The sequence below is a fragment of the Cetobacterium sp. 2G large genome (assembly GCF_014250655.1).
GTDB lineage: Bacteria > Fusobacteriota > Fusobacteriia > Fusobacteriales > Fusobacteriaceae > Cetobacterium_A > Cetobacterium_A somerae.
Genome location: NZ_JACHTH010000005.1, coordinates 400864 through 420810, shown reverse-complemented (window position 1 = coordinate 420810; position 19947 = coordinate 400864). Strand labels below are relative to the sequence as shown.

General features: G+C 28.9%; 13 protein-coding genes and 4 tRNA genes. 10 read left to right on the top strand and 7 right to left on the bottom strand.

Going from position 1 to position 19947, the window contains the following annotated elements; all coding sequences use genetic code 11:
• Positions 1-30 precede the first annotated feature (30 nt).
• The 3 genes from H5J23_RS04845 to H5J23_RS04835 all read right to left on the bottom strand — a co-directional run bounded on the left by H5J23_RS04845 (position 31) and on the right by H5J23_RS04835 (position 4264).
• The gene (locus tag H5J23_RS04845) at positions 31-1158 is read right to left on the bottom strand and encodes an aminotransferase class V-fold PLP-dependent enzyme (protein WP_023052021.1); all 1128 of its coding nucleotides are present in this window, start codon (positions 1156-1158) and stop codon (positions 31-33) included.
• A gap of 52 nt (positions 1159-1210) precedes the next feature.
• Positions 1211-2842: a Na/Pi cotransporter family protein gene (locus tag H5J23_RS04840; RefSeq protein ID WP_023052022.1), complete on the bottom strand. Its 1632-nt coding sequence runs from the start codon at positions 2840-2842 to the stop codon at positions 1211-1213.
• A 225-nt stretch (positions 2843-3067) separates the two neighbouring features.
• A complete protein-coding gene (locus tag H5J23_RS04835; protein ID WP_023052023.1) occupies positions 3068-4264 on the bottom strand; it encodes a dicarboxylate/amino acid:cation symporter in 1197 nt (398 codons plus the stop codon).
• Between the two features lie 178 nt (positions 4265-4442).
• Between H5J23_RS04835 and hflX the strand changes: the two genes are divergently transcribed.
• From hflX to H5J23_RS04810, 5 genes are all read left to right on the top strand, one after another.
• Positions 4443-6236, top strand: coding sequence for a GTPase HflX (gene hflX / locus H5J23_RS04830; RefSeq protein WP_185891145.1), 1794 nt, complete (start codon positions 4443-4445; stop codon positions 6234-6236).
• Between the two features lie 111 nt (positions 6237-6347).
• A tRNA-Gly gene (locus tag H5J23_RS04825) sits at positions 6348-6423 on the top strand.
• A gap of 20 nt (positions 6424-6443) precedes the next feature.
• A tRNA-Glu gene (locus H5J23_RS04820) sits at positions 6444-6518 on the top strand.
• Between the two features lie 2 nt (positions 6519-6520).
• Positions 6521-6596, top strand: a tRNA-Ala gene (locus H5J23_RS04815).
• Positions 6597-6599: 3 nt separating this feature from the next.
• Positions 6600-6676, top strand: a tRNA-Met gene (locus H5J23_RS04810).
• A gap of 93 nt (positions 6677-6769) precedes the next feature.
• On the opposite strand, the gene H5J23_RS04805 is transcribed toward H5J23_RS04810, so the two are convergent.
• From H5J23_RS04805 to H5J23_RS04790, 4 genes are all read right to left on the bottom strand, one after another.
• Positions 6770-9376, bottom strand: coding sequence for a cation-translocating P-type ATPase (locus tag H5J23_RS04805; RefSeq protein WP_185891143.1), 2607 nt, complete (start codon positions 9374-9376; stop codon positions 6770-6772).
• Between the two features lie 261 nt (positions 9377-9637).
• Positions 9638-12844, bottom strand: coding sequence for a carbamoyl-phosphate synthase large subunit (gene carB, locus H5J23_RS04800; RefSeq protein WP_023050180.1), 3207 nt, complete (start codon positions 12842-12844; stop codon positions 9638-9640).
• A 40-nt stretch (positions 12845-12884) separates the two neighbouring features.
• Entirely contained in the window at positions 12885-13937 is a 1053-nt protein-coding gene (locus tag H5J23_RS04795) for a carbamoyl phosphate synthase small subunit (protein WP_023050179.1), read from the bottom strand.
• A gap of 9 nt (positions 13938-13946) precedes the next feature.
• The gene (locus H5J23_RS04790) at positions 13947-14129 is read right to left on the bottom strand and encodes a hypothetical protein (RefSeq protein WP_023050178.1); all 183 of its coding nucleotides are present in this window, start codon (positions 14127-14129) and stop codon (positions 13947-13949) included.
• Positions 14130-14276: 147 nt separating this feature from the next.
• Between H5J23_RS04790 and H5J23_RS04785 the strand changes: the two genes are divergently transcribed.
• From H5J23_RS04785 to H5J23_RS04765, 5 genes are all read left to right on the top strand, one after another.
• Complete coding sequence (locus H5J23_RS04785) at positions 14277-14660, top strand: GrdX family protein (protein WP_023050177.1); 384 nt, start codon at positions 14277-14279, stop codon at positions 14658-14660.
• A 109-nt stretch (positions 14661-14769) separates the two neighbouring features.
• On the top strand, positions 14770-15639 hold the full coding sequence (rapZ, locus tag H5J23_RS04780; protein ID WP_185891142.1) for an RNase adapter RapZ: 870 nt from the start codon (positions 14770-14772) through the stop codon (positions 15637-15639).
• A 9-nt stretch (positions 15640-15648) separates the two neighbouring features.
• The gene (gene uvrC, locus H5J23_RS04775) at positions 15649-17415 is read left to right on the top strand and encodes an excinuclease ABC subunit UvrC (RefSeq protein ID WP_370523840.1); all 1767 of its coding nucleotides are present in this window, start codon (positions 15649-15651) and stop codon (positions 17413-17415) included.
• A gap of 4 nt (positions 17416-17419) precedes the next feature.
• On the top strand, positions 17420-18352 hold the full coding sequence (locus tag H5J23_RS04770; protein ID WP_023050174.1) for a hypothetical protein: 933 nt from the start codon (positions 17420-17422) through the stop codon (positions 18350-18352).
• Positions 18353-19864 carry a PP2C family protein-serine/threonine phosphatase gene (locus H5J23_RS04765; protein ID WP_023050173.1) on the top strand — a complete coding sequence of 504 codons (1512 nt, stop codon included), beginning with the start codon at positions 18353-18355 and terminating at the stop codon, positions 19862-19864.
• The last annotated feature ends 83 nt before the right edge of the window (positions 19865-19947 follow it).

The window sequence follows — 19947 nt, the reverse complement described above, 5'->3', positions numbered from 1 at the left end:
TTTACGCTTTGAAAAGTATATCATACCTTTTTAAATTTGTAAAGCAATATTTTCCAGTGTAGATAAAGCAAATTCAATCTCTTCATCTGTATTAAAATATCCAAAAGAAAACCTTACTGTTCCTGTTTCATAAGTTCCAATAACTTTATGAGCTAATGGTGCACAATGAAATCCCGGTCTTACAAAAATACCAAATTCTTCATCTAAAATTTGTGCTAAATCTCCACTATCAACACCGTCTATATTTAAACTTACTACAGGTCCTTGTTCTTCTGTTAAACTTTTATAAATTTTTATTTTTTCTATATCTTTTAATCCATCTATAAATCTTTTAGTTAATCGATTTTCATGTTCTCTTATTTTATCTAATCCCATCTCATTTATAAAGTCTATTCCAGCTCCTAAACTTATTACCCCTGGAGTATTTATAGTTCCTGCTTCTAAAAGTTCTGGCATCTCTTTTGGTTGTCTTGAAAGTTTTGAAAAACTTCCTGTTCCTCCTTCTAAAATAGGTTCTATTTTTACATTATCTCTCAAACAAATTGCGCCTATTCCTTGTATTCCAAAAAGCGATTTATGTCCTGTTAAACACAATATAGATATGTTGTGTTTCTCCATATCTATATACGAATACCCCGCACTTTGTGAAGCATCTAATATAAATAAAAGATTATGTTTTTTACATATTTTTCCTATCTCTTCTATATTTTGAATAGTACCATTTACATTAGATATATGATTAATTACAACTGCTTTTGTTTCTGAAGTAATATTTTTTTCAATTTCATCATATGTATTAACAAAAGTCAATTTTATATTTTTTTCATCTTGCATATAAAATAATGGTCTTAAAACAGAATTATGCTCAAAATTTGTTGTTATAACGTGTGAATTTTGAGGAATACCACCTTTTATTGCAAAATTTAATGACTCTGTTGCATTAGCTGTAAATGCTATATTTAAACTATTTTTTACATTAAAAAACTTTGCTATCTTCTCTCTTACTTCGTATATTTTTCTTCCAGCCTCTACAGCTTTTCTATGTCCTGCTCTTCCTGGATTTGCATTATACTCTCTTAAACCAATCTCTACAGCTTTATAAACTGCCTCTGGTTTTGGTGAACTTGTTGCTGAATTATCAAAATAATAGTTCTTCATACTTTTCTCCTCTTAAAAAATAATAAAGAGAGGATTTCTCCTCTCTTTTATCTTAGTTTATTTTTGCAAAAACTTCAACTATATTGTATAAGTGATCCTTTATTCTTCTATAGTTATTTAAAATATCCATATATCCTGTACTTAACATCGCCGGCATTACATTTTCTGAAACATGCTCTAAATGCTCTGCTCTTGCTCTTTTATACTCTTCTTTTATAAAATTACATTTTTTTATTGTTCCTATAAATAGGTCTCTATCTCTTAACTCATAAGCTCTATTTATATCATCAAATAAATCTTCAACATTAGCATGTAATTGATTTAAAGTAGCTCTTTTATACTCACTTAATTCAATTCCATTATCTTGCATTTTTTTCATTGTCTTAGCAATTCTTAATAAGTAATCACTTACAGTTTCATACTCATCACAAGTTTGTAAATTTTCTCTAGTATCTTCAGTATTTGCATGATCTAATGTTCCATTTAAAATGTGGAAGTTTACATCTGAAATCTCTTTTTGGAATAAATCTAAAGTATCTTCTAACTTTTCTATTTTTCCAACTTGATTATCTATCTTTTCTCTACCTGAAAGAACATTATCTAATTTCATAAATATTTCTTTTATATGTGTACCCATAGTTAAAATTTCTTTTTGTGTTTGTTCAACTACTACTGATGGTGTATCTGCCATTAAAATATCTAAATGAGTTACTCTCTCTTTTGCAACTGGTGAATCTGATTTTACTACTTTACATAAGAAATCAGCTAAATATCCAGTAAATGGTATAAATAAACATACGTTTATTATGTTAAACATTGTATGAGCTGTAGCAATTGCTGCTGTTAAATTATTATCTGGATCTAAAATATGCTCTAAGAATCCTAAATAGAATCTAAATATTGTTGTTGCCCATAAAACTCCAGCAATATTAATTATTGTATGTGCATAAGCTGCTCTTTTTGCATTTGCTGTAGCATTTAAAGATGCTAATAAAGCTGTTATTGTTGTTCCTACATTTTCTCCTAGAACTAATGCTACTGCTGTTGGATAATCAATTAATCCTTGTACAGCTAGTGTTATTGTAATACCTAACGTTGCTGAAGATGATTGAACAACTGCTGTTAATAACGCTCCTACTGCTGCTGCCTTTAATACTCCAAAATATGTATCTGCTGTAAACGCATGGAAAAGTGATACGAACTCTGGTAATGATCTTAATGGTTTTAAACCATCACTCATTAATTCTAATCCAAAGAATATAAGTCCTAATCCCATAATTGCCATTGCTCTTGTTCTAGCCTTTTCACTAGTAAAGAACATTGTTGAAATAGCTGCTGCTCCAGCCATTGGAAGTCCATATTTTCCTATTTTTAAAACTAGTATCCATCCAGTTATTGTCGTTCCTATATTAGCTCCTAGTATTACTCCTAGTGCCTGCTTTAATGTTAATAATGATGCATTAACAAATCCTATTGTCATTACAGTACTTACAGATGAAGATTGAACTAGTGCTGTTACAAATACTCCCATTCCTATTGCCATAAAACGGTTTGTTGTAAGCATAGCAAGAATTTTTTTCAATCTCTCTCCTGCCATTTTTTGCATTCCTTTAGACATATTTTCCATTCCATACAAGAATAGACCTAGTCCTCCTAGAACCTTAAAAAAGATATCTAAGTACATTTTTCCTCCTAAATTTTACTTTTTTATTTTAATTTTTTTGGTTAAATAGTCAATCTGGTAAATTTTAACATGTATTTTAATAAATGTAAAATAAAAAACCATTTTTTAACTTAAAATTTACACGTTTTTAACATTAAAATATATTTTCATAAAATAAAAAAAGAGGTGTTTTTTTTCAACACCTCACTTAACCCTTATTTTTATTGATATCTATCTTTTATATTCTTATATATTATCAAAGAATTCTTTTGAATTTTTTTCAAGTTTAAATCCTGCTATTTTATTTACAATAATAGCTATTGCTCCATCTCCAGTTACATTACAAGCAGTTCCAAAACTATCTTGCGCTAAGTAAAGAGCAATCATTATTGATGTTAATGTTGGAGGGAATCCTAACATTGTTTCAATAATTCCTAACGCTGCCATAACTGCTCCTCCAGGAACTCCTGGTGCTGCAACCATTGTAACTCCTAACATTAGTATGAATCCAAACATTGTTCCGAAAGTTATGCTCATTCCATTTAACATCATTATTGCCATTGCACAACTTACTAGTGTTATTGTACTTCCTGATAAATGTATCGTTGCACAAAGAGGGACAACGAACTCAGCAATACCTGTATTTACACCATTTTCTTTTGTTTGATTCAGTGTTACTGGTATCGTAGCTGCTGATGATTGAGTTCCTATAGCAGTAAAATACGCTGGTAACATTGTTTTTAATAATCTAATTGGATTTGCTCCTGCCATTCCTCCAGCTATAAAGTAAAGTATTAAAAGTATTGTTATGTGTAATAAAATAATTACAGCAAATACTTTAGAGAATACTGTTAGTATTGTAGCAACTTGTCCAGCATAAGTCATATTGGCAAAAATTCCAGCTATATGTAGTGGTAAAAATGGAATGATTATATTTCTTATAATTCCTTCTACAACTTTTTGGAATTCGTTCATTACATCTTTTATTGCATGTCCTTTTACTATAGCAATTCCTATTCCTAAAATAAAAGCCATTAATAATGCTGTCATTACATCCATTATTGGAGGCATATTTATTGTTAAATATCCTGATAATAATGCATGCTCTGGATTATCTGCTGTTTCTAGCATTGATCCTGTTTTTAAAATCATTTTAAATACTGCCGTATTTACAAAATATGTAAATGAACCTGCTAAAACTGTTGAAATATATGCTATTGCTGTTGTTATTCCCAACAACTTACCTGCTCCAGTTCCTAAATCACCAATTCCAGGTGCAACGAATCCGATTATGATAAGTGGTATTGAGAATTTTAAAAAGTTTCCAAAAATACCATTAAATGTTGCTAATAATCTTATAGGTACCTCCATTCCTAGCATACCTACTCCAATACCAATTATAATTGCTAAAATCAGTTTTGGTAAAAGACCTATTTTTTTCATTTTTTCTCCTCCCAGTATTTAACTTTGTTTATAAAAGAATCAATAATATATGTAATACTACATTTTTTTCGGATTTGCAAATATTTTTTATGTAAGTATCATTAAATTTGTATTTTTTATATATATGTAGTAAAATTAATATAAAAACTTAATTATATTAAGGTCAAGGATGTGAAATATGATAAAAGGTAATGTTGAAGGAGTTAGAGATTCTATTTTAGCAGAATTAGATACTATTTATAGTATGAGTGTTGAAAAAGGAAAACTTGTTAGTCCTGAAATTGTTGCACTTATAACTGATATAACTAGAGTTATAAATCGTGAAATTAGTGTTTCAATTGATAGAAAAGGAAAAATATTAGAAGTAGCTATTGGAGATAGTAATAGTGTTGAACTACCTATTTTAGAAATTTCTAGTAAAAAATTAAGTGGAGTTAAAGTTATTCATACTCATCCCAATGGATATTCTAAACTTTCTATGATTGATATTTCAGCTTTACTAAAGTTAAAATTGGATGCTATATTAGCTATTGGTGTAGGTGAAACTGAAATAACAGGTGTTAATATAGGATACTGCAAAATAGAAAATCAAGAACTAGTTTATGAAGAAATTGAAAATTTATCTTTAGATAAAGTTATGTCTACAGATTATTTAGATAAAGTTTTAGAAATTGAATCTGAACTTAGAAAAAGTGATGTTATTGAAGATGATAGCGAATACGCTATAGTTGTTGGTGTAGATTCTGAAGAGAGTTTAGATGAATTAGAAGAGTTAGCTAGAGCATGTGATGTTAATGTTGCAGGAAGAATTTTTCAAAAGATAAAAAGAATTGACAATATCTTCTATATTGGTAGTGGAAAAGTTAGAGAGTTAGCTTTATTAAGACAGATTAAAAATGCTAACTTAATAATTTTTGATGAAGAGTTAAGTGGAGTTCAGATTAAAAACTTAGAAGCTGTTACGGGATGTAAAGTTATTGATAGAACAATACTTATTCTAGAAATTTTCGCTAGAAGAGCTAGAACTAGGGAAGCTAAAATACAGGTTGAATTAGCACAACTTAAGTATAGAAGTCAAAGACTTATTGGTTTAGGTAGTATTATGTCTAGAACTGGTGGAGGAATTGGAACTAAAGGACCTGGAGAAAAAAAGTTAGAGATAGATAGAAGAAGAATTAAAGATGAAATTTTTGCCCTTAGACAAGAATTAGAAAAAATAAAAAAAATTAGAGCTCTTCAAAGAACTAAAAGAGAAAGTTCTGGTATTCCTAGAGTTTCTTTAGTTGGATATACTAACGTAGGTAAATCAACACTTAGAAATCTTCTTGTAGAAATGTATCCAAGTGATAATACTGTTAAAAAAGAAGCTGTTTTTGCAGAAAATATGCTTTTTGCAACTTTAGATGCTACTACTAGAACTATGGTTCTTCCAGATAAAAGAGTTACTGCTCTAACTGATACTGTTGGATTTGTTAGAAAACTTCCTCATGATTTAATTGAAGCTTTTAAATCCACATTAGAAGAAGTTATTTTTTCTGATTTACTTGTTCATTTAGTTGATGCTTCAAGTGATACTGTTGTTCAACAGATTAAATCTGTTGAAAATGTTTTAACAGAATTAGGTGCAATTGATAAACCGACTATACTTGCTTTAAATAAATGTGATGTAGCTACTGATGAGCAAATTGAAAAATTAAAAGAATTATATAGCCATATGGATATTGTTGAAATTAGTGCTAAAAATGAAATTAATATTGATTTATTAATGGATAAAATTACAACATCTTTACCTAGAACAATGAAAAGAGTAGAGCTTTTAATTCCATATTCAGATAGTTCTATCAATGCTTACTTACATAGAAATGCTATTATCGAAAGTGAATCTTACGAGGCTGATGGAACATTAATTATTGCTACTGTTAGTGATGAAGTTTACAATAAATGTTCTAATTTCATTATAAAAGAAATTTAAGCCACTAAATTTTAAATAAAAAGCCAAAATTTTTGGCTTTTTATTTTTTAAATTTTTTTAAAAAATTGCATTGACATTTTTTTTATATTATGATACTATATTTTTGTGATTGCGGGAGTAGCTCAGTTGGTAGAGCGTCAGCCTTCCAAGCTGAATGTCGCGAGTTCGACCCTCGTCTCCCGCTCCAACAAAATATTTGGTACACCTGCCCCGTTCGTTCAGTGGTAAGGACAATAGATTTTCACTCTATAAACAGGGGTTCGATTCCCCTACGGGGTACCATTGGGGATATAGCTCAGTTGGGAGAGCGACGCACTTGCACTGCGTAGGTCAGCGGTTCGACTCCGCTTATCTCCACCATTTGCCTAGATAGCTCAGTTGGCTAGAGCACCCGGTTCATACCCGGGCGGTCGAAGGTTCGAATCCTTTTCTAGGCACCATTTGAAACTTTACACTCTTAATAAGAGTGTTTTTTTTTACTTTATTTTTTCTGTATAATTGGTATTAAAAAAAGCTGCTTAAAGCAGCTTTTTTTATCTATCATACTTTATATATTTTAATACTTGAATTATTAATGTTGGTATAAATGCTAACACTGTCATTTCTCCAAAATTCATTACACTTAAATCAGATACTGCAAACATTTCATGGAATGACGGAACTAATAAAACCATATATAGTAATGCTGCTCCTAATAAAAATGCGTATATACTAAACATATTTTTTGTTACTCCTAATTTTATTACAGAACCGTTCCCTCTACAATTAAACCCGTGGAATAATCTTCCTAAACATAGTGTTGAAAATGCCATTGTACTTCCTAAACCAACATCTCCTTTTGCATATCCTAAATAAAATGCAACCATTGTTACAATTGCAATTAACATACCTTCCATTAAAATTCTTCCTGATAATTTCTTATCTAGTAAAGGAGCATTAGCTTCTCTTGGTTTTTCATCTAACACATCTCCATGAGAAGGTTCCATTCCTATAGCAATTGCTGGTAAACTATCTGTCAATAAATTTATAAATAAAAGGTGTACTGGTGCAAATATTACAGGTAATCCCATTAAAGAAGCATAAAATACCGCTAAAATTCCAGCTGTATTTCCAGACAATAAAAATCTTATTGAATTTTTTATATTCGCGTATAAATTTCTTCCAGTTACAACTGATTTTATTATTGTAGAGAAGTTATCATCAGTAAGTATCATTGATGCTGCATCTTTCGAAACTTCTGTTCCTGTTATCCCCATAGCTATTCCCACATCTGCCTTCTTAAGTGCTGGAGCATCATTCACTCCATCCCCTGTCATAGCACAAATTTTCCCTAATTTTTGCCATGCTGAAACAATTCTAATTTTATGTTCTGGTGAAACTCTTGCATAAACAGATATTCTTTCTACATGCTTCATAAGCTCTTCATCACTCATTTTTTCAATTTCAACACCGTTTAAAGTTTCATCTCCATCTTTATATATACCTATCTCTTTTGCAATAGCCTTAGCTGTAACTTTATAATCTCCTGTTATCATAACTGGTTTTATTCCAGCTCTTATACAATTTTTTACTGCTTCTTTCGACTCTTCTCTTGGAGGATCAATCATACTAATCAACCCTATAAAGATAAAACTATCTTCATCTGAAAATTCTAAATCCCTTACTATTTCAATCTCTTTCATTGCAAAAGCTAAAACTCTTAAACCATGCTCTGCAAAATTTATATTTGCTTTTTTAATATTTTCTATATCAGAATCTGATATTTTTTCAATATTTCCATCCTCTCTCAATATATATTTAGCTTTTTCTACAACAACATCTGGAGCACCTTTAGTTATTAAATAAGTTTTTCCTTCAATCTCGTTTAAAGTACTCATCATTTTTCTATCTGAATCAAATGGTAACTCTTTCAATCTAGGATATTTATTTCTAATTTCAACTTCTGCTAAGTTATATTTATGTCCTACATTCACTAGAGCAACTTCAGTTGGATCACCAATCTCTTGTCCATTGTTATTTACTGCATCACTACATAATATAGCACTTCTTAAAAGTCCAATCTCAATTTTTGAATTTAAATCAATTTTTTCAGATTCTACCACTTTACCATCTACATAAAGATGTTGAACTGTCATCTTGTTTTGTGTTAATGTTCCTGTTTTGTCAGAACAAATTACAGAAACACATCCTAGAGATTCTACTGAGTGAAGCTTTTTTATAATAGCATTCTCTTTAGCCATCTTTTGAGTCCCAATTGCTAAAACTATTGTTACTATAGATCCTAAAGCTTCTGGAATTGCAGCTACTGCTAAAGCTACAGCAAACATTAATGAATCTAATATATTTATTCCTCTAGCTACACTCATAAAAAATACAACTATACATAACACTATTATAGCAATTGATAATTTTTTTCCAAATTTCTCCAATGACTTTTGTAATGGTGTCATTGCATCCTCAGTTTCATCCAACAAAGATGCAATTTTTCCTAACTCTGTCTTCATTCCTATCGTTGTTACTAAAATCTTTGCTCTTCCATAAGTTACTAAACTTCCTGAAAAAACCATATTTTTTTGATCTCCTACTGTTAGGCCGGTTGTATCTATAGTTTGAGATATTTTCTCTACACTTTCAGACTCTCCTGTTAATGAACTCTCATTTACCATTAAAGAATGAGTTTCTAAGACTCTACCATCACTAGGAACAACATCCCCAGCTTCTATTAAAACTATGTCTCCAGGAAGCAATTCTGATGAGTTTATCTCTTGCTTTTGACCGTCTCTTATAACTTTAGCTTTAGGAGAAGACATTTTCTTTAAACTCTCCAACGATTTCTCTGCTTTTAAATGTTGAACAGTACCTAAAACTGAGTTCATTATAATTACTGCTAAAATTACTATTGTACTTTCTTTATTTCCAGAAATAAATGAAATTGCTGCTGCAACTAATAAAATTATTACTAAAAAATCCTTAAATTGCTCTAAGAAAATCGCTATTGCAGTTTTCTTTTCTTTACTGTTTAGTACATTTTCTCCATACTCCTCCTTTAGTTTTTCTAAATTCTCTTTTTTCAATCCTAGTTCAGAAGTGTCAAAATACCCTAACAACTCCTCTTTACTTTTCGAATAAAAATCCTTCATAGATTTCCCTCCATATAATTTTATATTTTTAATTATTTACCGACTTAATAGATATTTTCATTTTTCAAAAATAAAAAAAGACTTTCAGTGTAGGTTAAAACCTACACTAAAAGTCTTGTCACCTTTTTTAGGCGTATAGTACCAGATTTTTTCAAATCGAGATGTTGACACTATACTTTTGACTACTCCCTTTGAGTATATCTTTATCTTTAATATTACTTAATGAAGTTTATACTCTTTTTTTATATTTGTCAACTTTTTTTATATTTGTGCTATATCAAATACATCTAAGTCCATCTTATCAACATTTAACTCTTGAACTTTTATTATTGCATTTAAAGTATCTATCGAAGTTAATACCTCTACCCCATATTCAATAGCTGTTCTTCTTATTTTAAATCCATCTCTTTGAGCATCATTTGCCTTAGTTGGAGTATTTATTAATAAATCTACTTCTCTATTTTTTAATAAATCTAAAATATTTGGTGATTCTTCATTTATTTTTCTTACTGCTGTTGCTTCAATTCCTTTTTCTGCTAAATACTTTTGAGTTCCCTCTGTTGCAAACAGTTGACACCCTAAGCTTTTAAGTGATTTTGCAACTGGTAAAAATTCATCTTTGTCCTTATCTCTTATTGTTAAAAGAACTTTTCTATTTCTTACATTTTGAACTCTTCCACCACCTAAAAGACCTTTAAATATAGCTTCATCTGCTGTATGTCCAACTCCTAAAACTTCTCCTGTAGATTTCATCTCAGGTCCTAATGAAACTTCAACTCCTGATAATTTCTCTGTTGAGAATACCGGAACTTTAACTGCAACTACAGATGGCTTTTTATAAATACCAGTTCCAAATCCTAAGTTTTGAAGTTTTTCTCCCATTATTACTTTTGTTGCTATATCAATTACTGGAACTCCAGATATTTTTGCTATATAAGGTACTGTTCTTGATGATCTAGGGTTTACCTCAATTACATATAATTCATTTTCGTATGCTATAAACTGGATATTCATCATACCTTTTATTTTTAATTCTTTTGCAATTTTTCTTGTAATCTCTTCAATTTTCTTTTCTGTCCCCTCATATAAATTTTGTGGAGGATATATTGTTATTGAATCTCCCGAATGTATTCCAGCTCTTTCTAAATGCTCCATAACTCCTGGTATTAAAATATCTTCACCGTCACATATTGCATCTACTTCTACTTCAATTCCATTTAAATATTTATCTATTAAAACTGGATTTTCAGGATCTCTTTCAAACGAAGCTTTTAGATAATTTACAAGATTGTATTCATCGTGACAAATCTCCATTCCTTGTCCACCTAGAACATATGAAGGTCTTACTAAAACTGGATACTGTACTTCTGCTGCTATTTTCTTTCCAAGCTCAACGTCCCATACAGCTTTACCTTTTGGTCTTTTTATATCTAATTTTTCCATTATATCTTCAAACTTTTCTCTATCTTCTGCAGCATCAACCATCTCTGCTGAAGTTCCAAGTATTGTAACCCCTCTATCTCTTAAGTCATTAGCTAATTTTATTGCTGTTTGACCTCCAAATTGAATGATTACTCCTGCTGGTTTTTCCTTATCAATGATATTCATAACATCCTCTGTTACTAATGGTTCAAAGTAAAGTCTATCTGCAGTTGAGAAGTCTGTAGATACTGTTTCTGGATTGTTATTTATAATAATACTCTCTATTCCCATATTTCTTAAAGTTTTTATTGAGTGAACTGTACAATAGTCAAACTCTATTCCTTGCCCTATTCTTATTGGACCAGATCCTATTACTATAACTTTCTTTTTATCTGTTACATCAACTTCATCAAATTGATCATATGTTGAATAAAAGTATGATGAATCTGCAGCAAACTCTCCTGCACATGTATCAACCATTTTATAAACTGGTTTAATTCCATAATCTCTTCTTTTTCTAGCGATATCTTGTTCTGTTACATTTAGCAACTGAGCTATTCCTTTATCTGAGAATCCTTTTTTCTTAGCATTTTTTAAGAATTTTTCATCTAAATCTTTAAGCTCCATCTTTTTCATTAACTCTTCTTGCTTTACAAGCCACTCTAATTTTTCCATAAAGAACTTATCTATTCCAGTTAATTTCTGTAACTTTTCCTTTACATATCCTCTTCTTAACATCTCAGCAACAACGAAAATTCTTTCATCATCTGGTCTTACAACTATCTCTTTTAATTCTTCCATAGTCATTTTCTCTACCACAGGATGCTCTAAATTATATCTTCCAATCTCTAATGATCTTAGTCCTTTTAAAAATGCAGCTTCAAAGTTATTTCCAATAGCCATAACCTCTCCAGTTGCCATCATTTTCGTACCTAGTCTTTTATTAGCCTTCTTAAATTTATCAAATGGCCACTTTGGAATTTTTACTACTATATAATCCAATGCTGGTTCAAAACATGCAAAAGTTTTTCCAGTTACTTCATTTACAACTTCATCTAATGTATATCCTAAAGATAATCTTGTTGCAACTCTTGCTATAGGATATCCTGTAGCTTTTGAAGCTAACGCAGATGATCTAGAAACTCTTGGATTTATTTCAATAATTGCATATTCAAATGATTTCGGATGAAGAGCGAACTGAACGTTACAACCTCCAACTACACCTATTTCATTTATTATTTTCAATGCTGATGTTCTTAGCATTTGATACTCTCTATCTGAAAGTGTTTGAGATGGTGCAACAACTATAGAGTCTCCTGTATGGATACCAACTGGATCTATATTCTCCATATTACAAACAGTTATACAGTTTCCATCTTTATCTCTGATTACTTCGTATTCAACCTCTTTCCATCCTAAGATTGATTTTTCAATTAGTACTTGTCCAACTCTTGATAGCTTTAATCCTTTTAATAAAATGTCTTCTAACTCTTGAGGGTTATCAGCAATTCCCCCTCCTGTTCCCCCTAGAGTATACGCTGGTCTTACAACAACTGGATATCCAATCTCTCTTGCAACTTTAAACCCATCTTCTAAAGTTTCAACTATTTTACTCTCTATTGTAGGCTCTCCAATTTTATCCATAGCCTCTCTAAATAGTTCTCTATCTTCTCCTCTTTTTATAGATTCAATAGATGTTCCTATTACTCTTACATTATACTTTTCAAGTATTCCTTTATCATTTAATTCAACTGCCATGTTTAGAGCTGTTTGCCCACCCATTCCAGCTAAGATAGAATCTGGTCTTTCTTTTGCAATTACTTTTTCCACAAATTCTGCTGTAATTGGCTCTATATATATTTTGTCTGCAACTGCCTTATCTGTCATTATTGTTGCTGGGTTAGAGTTTATTAATACAACTTCTATCCCCTCTTTTTTTAAAGTTTCACATGCTTGAGTTCCTGAATAATCAAACTCTGCTGCTTGTCCTATTATAATTGGTCCCGATCCTATTACCAGTGTCTTTTTTATCGATTTATCTAACATTATACGCCTCCTACAAACTCTACTTAAATAACCTCAAAAATTATCCCTCTATTACTTTTAAAAAATCATCAAACAGATATTCTGAATCAGCTGGTCCTGGCCATGCTTCTGGGTGATACTGTACACATAAAATTCTATGCTCTTCACTTCTCATTCCTTCGATAGAGTTATCATTTAAATTTATATGTGTTACTTTCATTGATTCAGGTACTTTATCTACAACATAACCATGATTTTGTGATGTTATAAATATTCTATTTTTTTCTAAATCTTTAACTGGATGATTACATCCTCTATGTCCATACTTTAACTTTGTTGTTGTTCCACCTAGTGCCCAAGCTAATAACTGATGTCCTAAACATATTCCAACAATAGGTAATTTTCCAACTAATTTTTTTATTTCGTTTATTACTCCAGTTAATTCTGCTGGATCTCCTGGTCCATTTGATAAAAATACTGCATCTAAATCATGTGATAATAACTCTTCTGCAGTTACATTCCAAGGAAATACAATTTGATGAACTCCTCTTTTTTCAAATGATCTTAATATATTTCTCTTAACACCGAAATCTATTACTCCTATTCTTTTTCCAGGTCCAGGAATCTCATAAATCTCTTTTGTACTAACTTTTTCTACAGCATCACTATTATTAAATTTTGCAAAATGCTCGTCTATCTCTTTTTGAGTTAAATCTTTTGAAGTTATTAGAGCTTTCATTGCTCCTTGTTCTCTTATTATTTTAGTTAAATGTCTTGTATCTACACCTTTAAATCCAACTACATTATATTGTCTTAAAAATCCATCTAATGTCATTTCACATCTAAAGTTATTTGGAAGCTTTGCATCCTCTTTAATTATAAATCCTTTTAACTTTATTCCGCTAGATTCCATATCCTCTAAGTTTATTCCATAGTTTCCAACCATTGGATAAGTCATAACAACAATTTGACCATAATATGATGGATCCGTAAGTAACTCTTGGTACCCTGTCATTCCTGTATTAAATACAAGCTCTCCAACGCTTTCACCTAATTCTCCAAAAATTTTTCCATCAAAACTCATTCCGTTTTCAAGAATTAACTTCCCCTTCATCTAAACCTCCTAAATTTTTTGCATAAAAAAAGGAATATGAAAATCATATTCCTTATCTATATAAATATTAAAATTAAAAACTAATAAATTTAAAAACATAAATAAATTATTAATAAATGAAATAAATAAATTTAAAAACGACAAATAGTTTTTCTTTTTTTTCTTAATTTTTGTGCCATTTTTAAAAACCATATTCCATCCTCCTTTTTTTTGCTCTGAGAAAGAGTATATACTAATTTTAAAAAGTTGTCAATTTTTATTTTTTTACTCTTGATATATTATGGTTTACGTTGTAATATTACTACTGAAAAATCATACACATAAAACGGGAGGTTTTTTATGGATTATAAAATCGTTACCAACAATAATAAAGTTTTCAATTTTTTCAAAGAAACAGATAATGTAGTTTATCTAGAAGGATATAACATTGAGAAAGTTCTGAATTTTATTGAACAAAAATGTTTAGAAGGACATAGATTATTAAGTGATCCTATTTTATATAATTTAGAAAATCTAGATAATCCTTTTAAGTCAATTTTAATAACAGATAAACAAATTGAAGATAATACTCACTCTATTAAAATAATTGTTGGTGTTTTAGATATTATTAAAAAAGTTAATTTTACACCTAAAGAAGCTCAAGATGAAATCTCTTTAGAAGAGTTCAGATTTGTTGATTTAAACTTAATTAGAGATAGTATCACAAAAATTAGTTTACTTTAAATTACGCTATTTTGGATAGGATTAAGCCCTATCCATTTTTTATTTTTTTATATAATTTTAGTCTTTATTATTGTATAATAAAGTAAAACATATTTGGAGGAAATATATCATGGAGCTAATTATTTTAACTGGACTTAGCGGCTCTGGAAAGTCCACTGGTTTAAAAACTTTAGAAGATTTAGGTTTTTTTACAATGGACAATATTCCATTTCGATTTGCAGGAGTAATTTTAAAAGATTTAAAAAATTCTACTAAAGGTAACGGCGTAAAGCGAATTGCTTTAGGTTTAGATATTAGAACAATTATCAACGAAAATGATTTCAATACTTTTTTTAACGAAATTGATAATTTAAATATCGATTATAAAATAATCTTTTTAGAAGCATCTACACAATCTATTTTAAATAGATACAATTTAACTCGAAGAAAACATCCTCTAACAAAAGAAACACTTTTACAAAGTATCGAGGACGAAATTTTTCTTATGGAAGATATTAAAGATAAAGCTAATCTTATTATAGATACTAGCTTTTTAAGCGCTAAAGAACTTTCTAGAAAAATTGAACTTGCTGTAGCATCTTTTTCAAAAAATATTCTTTTAAATATTCATTTACAATCATTTGGTTTTAAACATGGAGTTCCCATTGACGCTGATATGATTTTTGATGTTAGAACTCTTCCAAATCCATATTACTTAGAAGAACTAAGAGAAAAAACTGGATTAAATGATGAGGTTTATGATTATGTTATGAGTTTTGAAACCTCAAGAATTCTTTATGATAAAATTTTAGATTTAATCACTTTTTTAATTCCAGGTTATATAAAGGATGAAAAAAGACACTTAACAATAGGAATTGGCTGTAGTGGTGGAAAACATAGATCTGTTTCATTTGTTAGAAAACTTGAAAAAGATTTAAAAAATATTAGTGAAGTTAACATTTTTTCTATTCATAGAGAAAATGAGAGAGGAAATTGGTAAGATAATATGATGACTATTTTTAATAAAGAGATTCCAGACAATCCTGGAGTTTACTTGATGAAAAATAACTCTAAAGTTATATATGTTGGCAAAGCTAAAAATTTATCTAAAAGGGTTTCCTCTTATTTTAATAGAGATCACCAAGATGAAAAAACTAAAGAGCTTGTCAAACATATTGATGACTTAGATTTTATAATATGTAATACAGAAATCGACGCTCTAATTTTAGAAAATAATCTGATAAAAAAATATTCTCCCAAATATAATATTAGTTTAAAAGATGAAAAAACTTATCCTTATTTGTTAATTACAAATGAAAATTTTCCTAAAATATCTATCGTTAGAACTACTAAAAAATTGAATCTTAATTTAGGTGATTATTTTGGTCCATATCCTTATAGTGCATGGAATTTAAAAAAAACTCTTTCAAAATTTTATCAAATTAGAGATTGTAATAGAGATATGGAAAGAATTTATCCTCGACCTTGCTTAAAATTTTATATGAAACTTTGCAGTGGTCCTTGTGTAAATAAATCTATCGTCTCTCAATACCAAGAAAATATAAAAGATATAAAAGAAATTTTAAAGGGAAATACTAAAGCTATTTTAGAAAAACTTCAAACTCAAATGACTCATGCTGCCGAAAATATGGAGTTTGAAAAAGCTATTTTTCTTAGGGAACAAAGAAAAGAGATTGAAACAAATATTCAAACTCAAATAAGCGATGCCAATAACTCTATTGACGAAGATATCTTTACATTTAATCTTGAGGATAATAAGATTTTTTTATGTGTTTTAAATATTCGAGATGGAAAAATTTTAGGTAAAAACTTCCATGTAATTAATTTAGAGCATAAATTTTATGATGATATTTTAGAAGAGATTCTTATGATTTATTACTCGAAATTTCCTATTCCCAAAAATATTATTTTCCAAGAAAATTTAAAAAATTTTCAAGATAAAATTAATACCTTATTTCAAAATGTTTTTAATAAAAAACTCTTTTTCTTCTTTCCTAAAATTAAATCTAGAAGAAAAGAGCTATTAGATATGGGATTACTTAATTTAAAAAAAGATACTGATAATTTCTACAATAAAAAATCGATTGTTGAAAAAGGGTTAAATGATCTTTATATAAAATTAAAGTTAAAAAGATTTCCATTTAAAATCGAATGTTTTGATATTTCTAATATTCAAGGTAAAGATGCTGTAGCTTCAATGAGTGTCTCTGTAGAAGGACGCAAAGCTAAGAAGTTTTATAGAAAATTCAAAATTACAACTAAAGATACTCCTGACGATTTTCAAATGATGAGGGAAGTTATTGAAAGAAGATATAGTAAACTTCCTATTGATGAATTTCCTGATATTATTTTAATTGATGGTGGTCTTGGACAGATTAATGCTGTTGGTGAAATTTTAAAAGGAATTGGTAGGGATGGAGTATCTGAACTTCTGAGTATCGCAAAAAAAGAAGAGGAAATTTATAAATACACAGAAAATACACCATATATATTTTCAAAAAGTGATGAAGCATTAAAAATCTTACAAAGAGTTCGAGACGAAGCTCATAGATTTGGGGTTACTTACCATAGATTACTTAGAAACAAAAGAGTTATCTCTAGCGAACTAGATAACATACCTGGAATTGGTCCTAAGAGAAAAGAACTTCTCTTAAAAACTTTTGGATCTGTTAAACAAATAAAAAATGCTACTTTAGGTGAACTTGAAGAAATAATTCCAAAACACCTAGCCTTAAAAATAAAGGAGATGATTTAATATTATGAAAAAAATTATTTTACTTTTTTCTTTAATTACTCTTGTCGGTTGTTCTCAATTCTCTAGTAGAAAAGATCAAAGCCAAAACATTGTATTTCAAAATTCTGTTCCCCAAGGAAAATATAACTTCACAATTATTTCCTTAAACTATCCTCAAAATTATAGCGATAAAATCTCTTTTTACAAAACTTTAGATTCAAATTTATCTAATTTAAATGATGTTCAAATGAATGGAATTAATCTTCTTATTTCAAATGAAATGAATCAAGATTTTTCTTCTCTTTTAAATACCGGATGGTTTGATAAAGAGATTTTAGGTATGAAAGTTGTTGAGGACCTTACAAATGATGATATTAATTATTTAAATAAAATTACTGTTGCAACACCTGAAAATGCTGGTAATTTACAAAAACTTTTAAACAAACAATATTATTTATTACTACAACTTACTGATAATGAATATATGTATAATTCAGAATTTTTATATACTGAACTTGATAAAAGTCTTCTTATGGAAAGTATCTTGTTAAATAGAAAATCTTTAGTTGATAATTTAAATAAAATTAAAAAGAATTTTATTTATTCTATAAATAGTGATGTAACTAATTCTCCTGTATACTCGTCAACTAATAATATTAACTTGAATAATTTCCCTAATAACCCTGTTATTTTTGAGAAATCAGCTGATAACTCTGGATTTAAAGTTCTTTCTAATAATCTAATTATTTTTGTTGGAAATGGAAAAAATGTCTATTCAACTGAAGATTATGATTTTACATCTAATGTAGTAACTCCTAAATCTTTGGATGAACTAAAAGATATTTCCAAAAATTCCACTGGAGTATCTAGAATTTTAAATTGGAAAAGAAAAGAATGGAGAAAAAATTCAACTAATGAAAATTTAGAACAAAAATTCTCTGCTTGGGAGGAGAATTAATTGATTACATATTTTTCTTTTATTATTTTATTTTTTATATTCTTTTTAATTTTAAAAAAACAAGAGAAAAAAAACTTTGAAGAAACGAGTAAGATTTTAAAAAGTTTTGTTAGTAAAGAATTTTTAAATGATATATCCGAAGATTTAAAAAATGACTATGAAAGAGCTACTACAGCCATTACAAAACAAGATCTAGAATTAGATAATTCTATTGAAGAACTTAGAGAGTACAAAAAAGAACTTGAAGTTACCTATGAATCTCTTTTAACTAAATCTAAACAACTTGAGTATAGTAATCAGGTTCTAGAACAAAGAGTTGCTAGTTTATCTAATATCAACTCACTTTCAAGAACTGTTCTATCTATAATGGAATTAGATAAAATTATCTCTACTATTTTAGATGCTTACTTTGTTCTAACTGGAGCTAAAAGAATCTCCCTTTACCTATGGGAAGGTGGTAAATTAATTAATAAAAGAATTAAAGGAGAAATTTATTTTAAAGGTGAATTAAGTTATCCTGAAGAGATTTTATCTCAATTTACGCGAAAAGATTATAAAAAAATATATAACGAAATGTTAAAAGGATTTTCTATTACACCAGATGAAAAAATAATTGCCTCTCCACTTACAGTAAAGGGAAAAGAACTTGGAGTTATCTTTATAATTGAGGATAAGTCAAAACTTATTAAAAGTGATGAAGAAACTATTTCGGCTCTAACTATTCAAGTTGCTATAGCTATTAATAATGCTCAAATATATTCTGATTTAGTTATTAAAGAAAGAATGTCTCAAGAACTTGAAGTGGCATCAAGAATTCAAAAAAGAATTATTCCTAAGAAAATTAAAAAAGTTTTAGGACTTGATGTAGCAACATTTTTTGAACCAGCTAAAGAAATCGGTGGAGATTACTACGATTATTCACTTTTAGATAGTAATACTTTTAGTATCACTATTGCAGATGTAAGCGGAAAAGGTGTTCCGGCAGCATTCCTTATGGCATTAGGAAGATCTGTTTTAAAAACTTTAGAGCTCCAAGGAGAGCAACCTTCTTGTAATGTACGAAAACTTAATAAACTTATTTATCCTGATATTACAGAAGATATGTTTATTACTATGATGCATAGTAAATACGACTATAATACTAAAACTATTACTTATTCAAATGCTGGTCATAATCCTTTAATTGTGTATAATAGTCTTACTAAAGAGATAGAAACTCATTCTGTTAAAGGGGTGGCAATAGGATTCTTAGATGACTATAGCTATAAACAAGATAAAATCCACCTTAATGTTGGAGACGTTGTTATCTATTATACTGATGGAATTAGTGAAGCTGAAAATAAAGATAAAGAACTATTTGGAATAGAAAGACTTAAAAATGTTTTACTAGAGAGTTCTCATCTTTCTTCAAAAGAGATAAAACAAAATTTACTGTCTGAAATTAATAAATTTCAAAATGGTTGTGAACAGAATGACGATATTACATTTGTTATAATAAAAAGAGAAGAATAAAAAAAGTTGACTACTTTAATATAACATAATATAATTTTATAAGGTTATTTTTTAAATTAACCTTGAATAAATTTAGGGAGGAT

Coding starts and splice junctions, on each gene's coding strand:
- hflX (WP_185891145.1), top strand. CDS start 4,443: ATGATAAAAGGTAATGTTGAAGGAGTTAGAGATTCTATTTTAGCAGAA.
- uvrC (WP_370523840.1), top strand. CDS start 15,649: ATGACTATTTTTAATAAAGAGATTCCAGACAATCCTGGAGTTTACTTG.
- H5J23_RS04835 (WP_023052023.1), bottom strand. CDS start 4,264: ATGAAAAAAATAGGTCTTTTACCAAAACTGATTTTAGCAATTATAATT.
- H5J23_RS04795 (WP_023050179.1), bottom strand. CDS start 13,937: ATGAAGGGGAAGTTAATTCTTGAAAACGGAATGAGTTTTGATGGAAAA.
- H5J23_RS04805 (WP_185891143.1), bottom strand. CDS start 9,376: ATGAAGGATTTTTATTCGAAAAGTAAAGAGGAGTTGTTAGGGTATTTT.
- H5J23_RS04840 (WP_023052022.1), bottom strand. CDS start 2,842: ATGTACTTAGATATCTTTTTTAAGGTTCTAGGAGGACTAGGTCTATTC.
- H5J23_RS04845 (WP_023052021.1), bottom strand. CDS start 1,158: ATGAAGAACTATTATTTTGATAATTCAGCAACAAGTTCACCAAAACCA.
- H5J23_RS04785 (WP_023050177.1), top strand. CDS start 14,277: ATGGATTATAAAATCGTTACCAACAATAATAAAGTTTTCAATTTTTTC.
- H5J23_RS04790 (WP_023050178.1), bottom strand. CDS start 14,129: ATGGTTTTTAAAAATGGCACAAAAATTAAGAAAAAAAAGAAAAACTAT.
- carB (WP_023050180.1), bottom strand. CDS start 12,844: ATGTTAGATAAATCGATAAAAAAGACACTGGTAATAGGATCGGGACCA.
- H5J23_RS04770 (WP_023050174.1), top strand. CDS start 17,420: ATGAAAAAAATTATTTTACTTTTTTCTTTAATTACTCTTGTCGGTTGT.
- rapZ (WP_185891142.1), top strand. CDS start 14,770: ATGGAGCTAATTATTTTAACTGGACTTAGCGGCTCTGGAAAGTCCACT.